Origin of the sequence: Clostridium polynesiense (assembly GCF_000820705.1) — a bacterium.
Taxonomy (GTDB): Bacteria; Bacillota; Clostridia; order Clostridiales; family Clostridiaceae; genus Clostridium_AA; species Clostridium_AA polynesiense.
Genome location: NZ_CCXI01000019.1, coordinates 1 through 7,387 on the forward strand (window position 1 = coordinate 1; position 7,387 = coordinate 7,387).

The 7,387-nt window shown below is 33.0% G+C and carries 10 protein-coding genes and 2 tRNA genes; 10 read left to right on the top strand and 2 right to left on the bottom strand.

The annotated features are described in order from the left end of the window. The 4 genes from TA89_RS18735 to TA89_RS02855 all read left to right on the top strand — a co-directional run. A partial coding sequence (locus TA89_RS18735; protein ID WP_242850061.1) for a CBS domain-containing protein occupies positions 1-285 on the top strand: 285 nt, incomplete at its 5' end. Positions 286-303: 18 nt separating this feature from the next. Then, positions 304-600 carry an ACT domain-containing protein gene (locus TA89_RS18740; protein WP_242850062.1) on the top strand — a complete coding sequence of 99 codons (297 nt, stop codon included), beginning with the start codon at positions 304-306 and terminating at the stop codon, positions 598-600. Between the two features lie 91 nt (positions 601-691). Continuing rightward, a tRNA-Trp gene (locus tag TA89_RS02850) sits at positions 692-767 on the top strand. A gap of 25 nt (positions 768-792) precedes the next feature. Then, positions 793-868: transfer RNA gene (locus tag TA89_RS02855), tRNA-Trp, on the top strand. 60 nt (positions 869-928) lie between these two features. Here the strand turns inward: TA89_RS02855 and TA89_RS02860 are convergent. After that, complete coding sequence (locus TA89_RS02860) at positions 929-1,321, bottom strand: hypothetical protein (protein ID WP_040210674.1); 393 nt, start codon at positions 1,319-1,321, stop codon at positions 929-931. A gap of 287 nt (positions 1,322-1,608) precedes the next feature. Between TA89_RS02860 and TA89_RS02865 the strand changes: the two genes are divergently transcribed. After that, positions 1,609-2,670 (top strand): zinc-binding dehydrogenase, encoded by a 1,062-nt coding sequence (locus TA89_RS02865; RefSeq protein WP_040210675.1) that lies wholly within the window; start codon positions 1,609-1,611, stop codon positions 2,668-2,670. A gap of 385 nt (positions 2,671-3,055) precedes the next feature. Here TA89_RS02865 and TA89_RS02870 read toward each other — a convergent pair whose 3' ends face one another. After that, positions 3,056-3,460 carry a DUF2871 domain-containing protein gene (locus TA89_RS02870; RefSeq protein ID WP_040210676.1) on the bottom strand — a complete coding sequence of 135 codons (405 nt, stop codon included), beginning with the start codon at positions 3,458-3,460 and terminating at the stop codon, positions 3,056-3,058. A 241-nt stretch (positions 3,461-3,701) separates the two neighbouring features. On the opposite strand from TA89_RS02870, the gene TA89_RS02875 reads away from it, so the two are divergent. The 5 genes from TA89_RS02875 to TA89_RS17905 all read left to right on the top strand — a co-directional run. Then, entirely contained in the window at positions 3,702-4,229 is a 528-nt protein-coding gene (locus TA89_RS02875; protein ID WP_040210678.1) for a type 1 glutamine amidotransferase domain-containing protein, read from the top strand. 167 nt (positions 4,230-4,396) lie between these two features. Further along, positions 4,397-5,581: a Y-family DNA polymerase gene (locus tag TA89_RS02880; RefSeq protein ID WP_040210679.1), complete on the top strand. Its 1,185-nt coding sequence runs from the start codon at positions 4,397-4,399 to the stop codon at positions 5,579-5,581. Positions 5,582-5,733: 152 nt separating this feature from the next. Then, positions 5,734-5,919 carry an alpha/beta-type small acid-soluble spore protein gene (locus TA89_RS02885; protein WP_040210680.1) on the top strand — a complete coding sequence of 62 codons (186 nt, stop codon included), beginning with the start codon at positions 5,734-5,736 and terminating at the stop codon, positions 5,917-5,919. Between the two features lie 208 nt (positions 5,920-6,127). After that, positions 6,128-7,252 (top strand): metallophosphoesterase family protein, encoded by a 1,125-nt coding sequence (locus TA89_RS02890; protein WP_040210681.1) that lies wholly within the window; start codon positions 6,128-6,130, stop codon positions 7,250-7,252. Further along, a partial coding sequence (locus TA89_RS17905; protein WP_147590050.1) for an ATP-binding protein occupies positions 7,249-7,387 on the top strand: 139 nt, incomplete at its 3' end. The genes TA89_RS02890 and TA89_RS17905, both read left to right, overlap by 4 nt.

The window sequence follows — 7,387 nt, forward strand, 5'->3', positions numbered from 1 at the left end:
CAGCCATATGAAAAACTTACTATAATAACTCCAGAAGTTTCAGTGAAAAATGCACTGCAGTTATTAAATGATACAGGATACCTGTCATTACCGGTAGTTAAAGATCAAAAGTTTTATGGGGCTATAACCAAAGAAAGGATTTATTCTTTTTATTTTGAAAGCAGTGGAGATAAAAAAACAATATTAGAAGATTTCACCGTAGAGCAGATGCTGAGAAAAGACATCCCAACCATCGAACCTTCAAAAGAGGTTGAAAAGGCAGTATCTATGCTTCAAACGATGTGAATACCCTTTGTAGCTGTAGTGGACGAGTTTCAGGATTTTAAAGGGATATTGACTCATAAAGCTGTTTTTGAGCAGTTTACTCAGGTTTTTGGACTTAATAAAGGACAAAGACTTGCGGTAATAGCCTTTGATGTTCCAGGACAGATTTCTAAGCTAGCCATAATACTCACTGAAAATAATGCAGATGTAATCAGTTTCGTAGTAGTAGATCCAAGAAGTGTTACAGATGTAAAAGAAATAGTAGTAAGAATGACCACCGACAAAATTGATAAAATTACAGAAGAAGTAAAACGAGCAGGCTTTAAAATAGTATAATAAAAAAAACCTCTTCTTAAAATGGAGAGGTTTTTTAAAATTACCCTTGCTATTTTGACGAAAATGTTATAAAATAGTTAATGTTCATGTTAGGGGTATAGCTCAATTGGTAGAGTAGCGGTCTCCAAAACCGTTGGTTGCGGGTTCGATTCCTGCTGCCCCTGCCAATATGAATAAAAATCAAGTAAATATAGGGGTATAGCTCAATTGGTAGAGTAGCGGTCTCCAAAACCGTTGGTTCCGGGTTCAAGTCCTCGTGCCCCTGCCAAATTAAAAGTCACTAGAATTTTTCTGGTGACTTTTGTTTTAATGCTTATTAATATTTTTATTACTTACTCTCATAGGTAACGGAAGCGTTATCTATTTTCCTAAATAACTTGCTGATTATTTTTCCGTTTTCAATGATTGGTAAGAATACAGTATCATCTCGTGCAACTACCTGATATGTGTGGGCTTCGTTTTTTATTAGGTAACAATTCTCTTTTTCATCAAATTCTAATTTTCCTTCAAATAATAAATCATTTTTATCGCCATAAAGAAGTACTTTATTATCATCCATGATTGAAAGTTTATATAGCATCCCATTTGCTTCTCTTGATAAATAATATCCTCTTGAAATAGATTCCGAAACTTTATGCGGCATTACAAAATATATATTAAAAGCAATGGAAAGTAGAAGTGTGAGACATAAAATAAATTTTAAGATTTCTTTTCTTTTCATTTTACTGTGAACCTCCTCTGTTTTTTATTCATAAATACTAGAATAAAAACACTTCAATAATATCTATGTAATTATATACCAATAATGTAAATATATAAATATTATATCATTAAACGTTAGAGTATAGAAGCAAATCAAGCAACTTTTATATTTAACCAATATTTTATGGATATAAAAGTATAATAATATCGAAAAATATCAAAATATAAGATATGAATTGGTGTTTTTAAGGGAAATAATGAAGAATAATGTTATAATGGATTTATAAGATAGAAAGGAGAATGTTTATGAAAGGCTATGGTATGTTTAATGTAGGAAATCACGGATGGTTAGAAAAGGAAAAACCTACAGCAGGACCACTTGATGCTATTTTAAGACCTATAGCAGTAGCGCCTTGCTCCAGTGATACACATGTGATGCATGGAGGTGCAGGTCCTAAGGAAAACAGAATTTTGGGCCATGAAGCAGTGGCACAGGTAGTGGAAGTAGGTAATCTTGTCCGAAAATTTAAGGCTGGAGATACAGTGGTAGTTCCTTGCTGTACGCCGGACTGGGATGAAGTGTCTCTGCAGAAGAAAGGAAGCAATAATGCCCATGATTCAGAATTAATGAAGAGCTTCAAACTAGTAAGCAGTATGGATGGAGTATTTGCAGAGTATTTTAAAATCAATCATGCAGATGCTAATTTGGTGCTCTTACCAGAAGGTGTATCTGTAGATGCAGCATTAATGTCAGTTGATATGATGTCTACAGGATTTTATGGAGTAGAGATGGCAGATGTACAGTTCGGAGATACAGTGGTTGTCTTTGGGATTGGACCTGTGGGACTGATGGCAGTAGCTGGTGCGAGATTAAGAGGTGCTGGTAGAATAATTGCAATCGGTACGCGTCCAAACTGTGTAGAGCTGGCAAAAGAATATGGTGCAACGGATATTGTGAGCTATAAAGAGGGAGATATTGTTGAGCAGATTTTAGCAATGGAAGGTAAAGTTGATTGCGTGATAATTGCCGGTGGAAATGCTGGTAGTATGAATCAGGCGTTGTCCATTACAAAACCAAATGGAACCATTGCTAATGTAAACTTTTATGATGCAACGGAAAGTTTCCAGATTCCTGTGCTATTATGGGGACTTGGAATGTCTGATATTAAGATTCGTGGAGGCTTTTGCCCTGGAGGAGCCTATCGTATTGAAAAGATGCTCAGCTTGATTAAGAATGATCGTGTACATCCTGAAAAGTTATTAAATTATAAATTTGAAGGCTTTGATAAGATTAAGGATGCATTCATTTTAATGGATGAGAAACCACGAGATTTAATTAAACCGGTAGTACATATTAATTGGGATTAATAAAACTGGTGTAAAAATCCTATGAATTATAGAAGAATTACGGTTAAAGAGGATTAAAATATAGTTTGATGCAGCTTATCTGACGCATAAAAAACTCACTTACAAAAATGTAAGTGAGTTTTTTATTTAAATTTAACTATTAAACACTTTTATTTGGAGTTATTTCTGGCTTCTCCGACCTTTCTACCTGCTTCTTCTCTTGACATTTTGTCTTTATCTGCTATGAATATTACCTGCTTTTATTCTGTGTTTTTTAGCATGAATAGAGGATAATGCAGATATTATAATATTCCAAGGGTTTTAGAGGATATTTTATATAAGCTTTAAAAAGTTTGAAGAATATATATATAAACTTAAATATAAAGCTCTATTATTTAAAAATAGATTACTTGTTTGTGATTATATGTTTTTTAAGTATAATCATAAACCATATTAAAGCTGCTCCCAATATAAAATGCCCTGTGCCAGCTATATGAGGCAAGCCGTTAAAGTCTGTTCCTTTTACCTGAAGTATTCCTCTTACAGCCATGGATATGGTTGTCCATAATAAACCTACATTATAAACTATATACCATTGATTAAAATGTTTATGCTCATGAAGGTGTGTAAAGTTTGCGGTTAACATTAAAATCAGGAAGAATATAAATCCAAGGACAAGTAAATGAGGATGAAGGCCTTTTAATGAAGTTATCCCTGTATACTTGCTAAATTTTGTAAATTCTCTAAAGAATACTCCTGCAGATAAACCTAAAATTAAATATAGAAGAGAAGCAGAATAAAGTTTTTTCATAATATTTTCTCCTTTCAAGTATGGTTTTAAATATAATTCCAACAGTTATTATTATAAAATAATTATTTTAACAGTTCAACCTAGGATTGATTACAGAATTATCATATTATGACTTTTCTCTGTAGTTGTAGTTTCTAATATAGAGAGATATATATTATTTAATATATATTAATTATAAGTTCATAAAGAATATAGATAATATTGGTAAGATATAATAAATAAGAATATTAGGAGGTACACCATGAAAGAAAATAAAAAAGTATTATGTTTCGTAGCAGAGCTTTTTGAGGATCTGGAATTGTGGTATCCGGTTTTAAGGCTTAGAGAAGAAGGTATAGAGGTCAAGTTAGTAGGAAGGGAGGCTGGTAAGGTTTATAAAGGAAAGCATGGGGTTTCCGCTACTTCTGATTTGAGTTTCAGCGAAGTTAATGCCCAGGACTATGATGGTATTATAATCCCCGGTGGTTATGCGCCGGATAAGCTGAGAGTTATTCAGGAGGCTTTAGATTTAGTTAAAACTGCAGATGACATGAAAAAGCCTATAGGGCAAATCTGCCATGCCGGTCAGGTAACAGTATCTGCAAAAATATTAGCAGGCAGAAAAGTAACAAGTGTAAAGGCGATCAAAGATGATATGGTGAATTCAGGAGCGGAGTGGACAGATGAAGAGGTTGTAATAGACAGGAACTTGGTATCCAGCAGAACGCCATCGGATTTACCTGCCTACGTAAAGAAGTTCATCGAAGTTTTAAATATGGATATAATGTAGAAAGGTTAATTTAAAATAAAAATTAAAAATGAAGGATGAAATTCCGATAGGAGCTTCATCCTTCATTTTGTATTTTAATTTTAAACTTCAAATATTTAATGGAATTAAAAATTCTCTAGGATTTTGATATAATGTACATATAGTTTATTTTTAGAAAGGAAGGTTTTATGAATAAAATAATATTTCATATAGATGTAAATAATGCTTTCCTTTCCTGGAGTGCGGTTTACAGGTTAAAGCAGGGGGAGAAAATTGATATTAGAACTATACCTTCTGCAATTGGAGGCGATGAGGCTTCAAGAAGAGGAGTTATATTAGCAAAATCAAACCCTGCAAAAAAGTTTGGAGTTGTAACTGGTGAAAGTATTTTTTCAGCTAAAAAAAAGTGTCCTAATCTTAAACTGTACCCTTCAGAGTTTAATGTATACAGATATTACAGCGGTGAAGTTATAAAAATTTTTAAGGAATATACGGACTTTATTGAAAAGTACTCTATTGATGAAAGTTTTTTAGATGTAACAGCAATAGCAGGTAAAAATCCTTATGAGCTGGCTTATGAAATTAAAGAAAGAATAAAAAAAGAGCTTGGTTTTACTGTTAATGTAGGAATATCTACAAATAAACTTCTGGCAAAAATGGCCTCAGAGTTTGAAAAACCCGATAAAATTCATACCCTTTATCCTGAAGAAATAAAGAAAAAGCTTTGGCCTCTGCCGGTAGAAGAGCTTTTTATGGTTGGTAAAAAAGCTAAAAGCCGATTAAATGATATGTATATATTCACCATAGGAGATTTAGCAGGTTATGATGTTTCATTATTAAAGCAAAAGTTCAAAAGCTATGGTGAAATGATATGGAAATATGCTAATGGAATAGGAAGTGACGATGTTATATATACTGAGGAGGAGGCAAAGTTAATAAGCAGCGAATTAACTCTTCCTTCTGATGTTCAAAGCAGAGATGAGGCTCACAAAATACTCCTTGAAATATCTAAAAAGATATGCAGAAGGCTAAGAGATATGAAAAGATACAGTTCTACAATATCTGTTCATATTAAAACCAGCGATTTCATAAATTATTCTCATCAAAGAAAGCTTAAAGCAGCAACTAATTCTACAAAGATAGTATATGATATAGCGTGCCAGCTCTTTGATAACAAGTGGCAGTATGAGCCTGTAAGACTTTTAGGAATATCCCTTTCCGGACTCTGTGAAGAAATTATAGAGCAAACCAGCTTGTTTGATGATATAAAGGATAATAATTTAAAAAATCAAAAAATCGATAGTGTTATGGACAAGCTTCAGGACAAATACGGTGAAGACATCATTAATAGATTCAATTCTTTAAATAAATAAAAAAATGGAAACAAGCTAAAACAATGGCAGGGTTGTATAAAATTTATGAGTTTATTAATTTTGAATCCGGTTAATATAATAGTGTAAGCAGCAGAGATTAAAATCTCAAGAGCTTATTAATTACCAAATCAAAGCCAAAGGAGGAAAGAGCCATGGCAAACAGAGTGCTTGTACCTGAATCAAAACAGGGACTAAGTAAATTTAAGCAGGAAGTTGCTAGGGAGCTTGGAGTTCCTTTTAGCGATTACAATGGAGATCTCTCATCAAGACAATGTGGGTCTGTAGGTGGAGAAATGGTAAAACGTATGGTACAGGAGTACGAAAATAACTTAAAATAGCTTTATGCTATTGCTTTCAGCTGGTAACTGAAGCTGATTATTTACCCTTTAGGAAAGTGAGGAGTAATTATGGCTAAGGATGTACCGCCAGAAAGTTTATAAATTTATTATCGTACTACAAAAAGAGAGGCACTAAATGTGCCTCTTTTTTAATTGATAAAACTATGTTAAAATGGGAACAGAAGTTCGTTTTGGAAGGAAGAATATAATGAATAATATTAAAATAATACATTTTGCAGATATTCATTTTGACACCCCTTTTAGCGATTTACCTATTAAGGCCGCAGAAGAAAGAAAAGAAGATTTAAGAGAAACCTTTGGCAAAATAATTGATTTATCCAAGGAATATAAAGCTGATATCGTACTTATGGCAGGGGATCTCTTTGATAATAGTACAGTAATGAAAACAACCTTAGATTATATAGTTAAAAAGTTTATGGAGATACCGGAAACAAAGGTATTTATATCTCCTGGAAATCATGATCCATATAACAATAAATCCTTCTACAGCCTGGTTAAGTGGCCGGAAAATGTTTATATATTCAAAGGGTGCAGAGAAGCTGTAGAATTAAAGGAATTAAACACTATAGTCCATGGAATAGGCTTTTCTAAATCTCATGAAAGGGAATCTCTTTTAAAAGATATTAAAGCTCAAAATGATAATTACATAAATATTATGGTTATGCATGGGGACTTAAGCTTAAGCGGAGCTAATGATTATAACCCATTTACCCTGAAGGAAATCGGTGAGTCTGGGATGGAATACATCGCCTTAGGACACAGACACAGCTTTTCAGGGATATTAAGAGAAGGAAAAACCCATTATGCCTACAGCGGTAATCCGGAAGGAAGAGGTTTTGATGAAACTGGAGAAAAGGGAATAATAGCCGGCGAAATTTCCAAAGGAAGAGTGAACTTAAAGTTTGTGCCTTTATCAAAAAGGAAATATTACATAAGAGAAATTGATATTACAGGCTGTGAAACCTATGACGACATAGTAAGCCGTATCAAAGGGGAAATTTCTGAAAATATGGAACATGACCTTTTTAAGATTATACTTACCGGTGAGATAGAGGAGTACTTCATCCTTAATACAGAATTGCTGCATTCTAAACTGGAGAATGAATTTTATTTTGTTAAGCTTATAGATAATACTTCAGTAAAGATAGATGCTGAAACTATTTCTGAAAAATTCACCTTAAAAGGTATTTATGCTAAGAAGCTTCTGGAGAAATTAAATAATGCAGAGGATGAAGAGGAAAAGCTTCTTTATAAAGAAGCTTTAAAACTTGGCTTTCATGCTCTTTCCGGGGGTGAAATTAAAATTAAATGATTATAGAAAAAATAAGGATTAAAAGCTTTGGGAAGCTTAAAAATAAAGATTTAAATCTCAAACCCGGTATAAATATAATTTATGGTGAAAATGAAAAAGGAAAAAGCACCATACAGGGGTTTATAAAGGTTATGC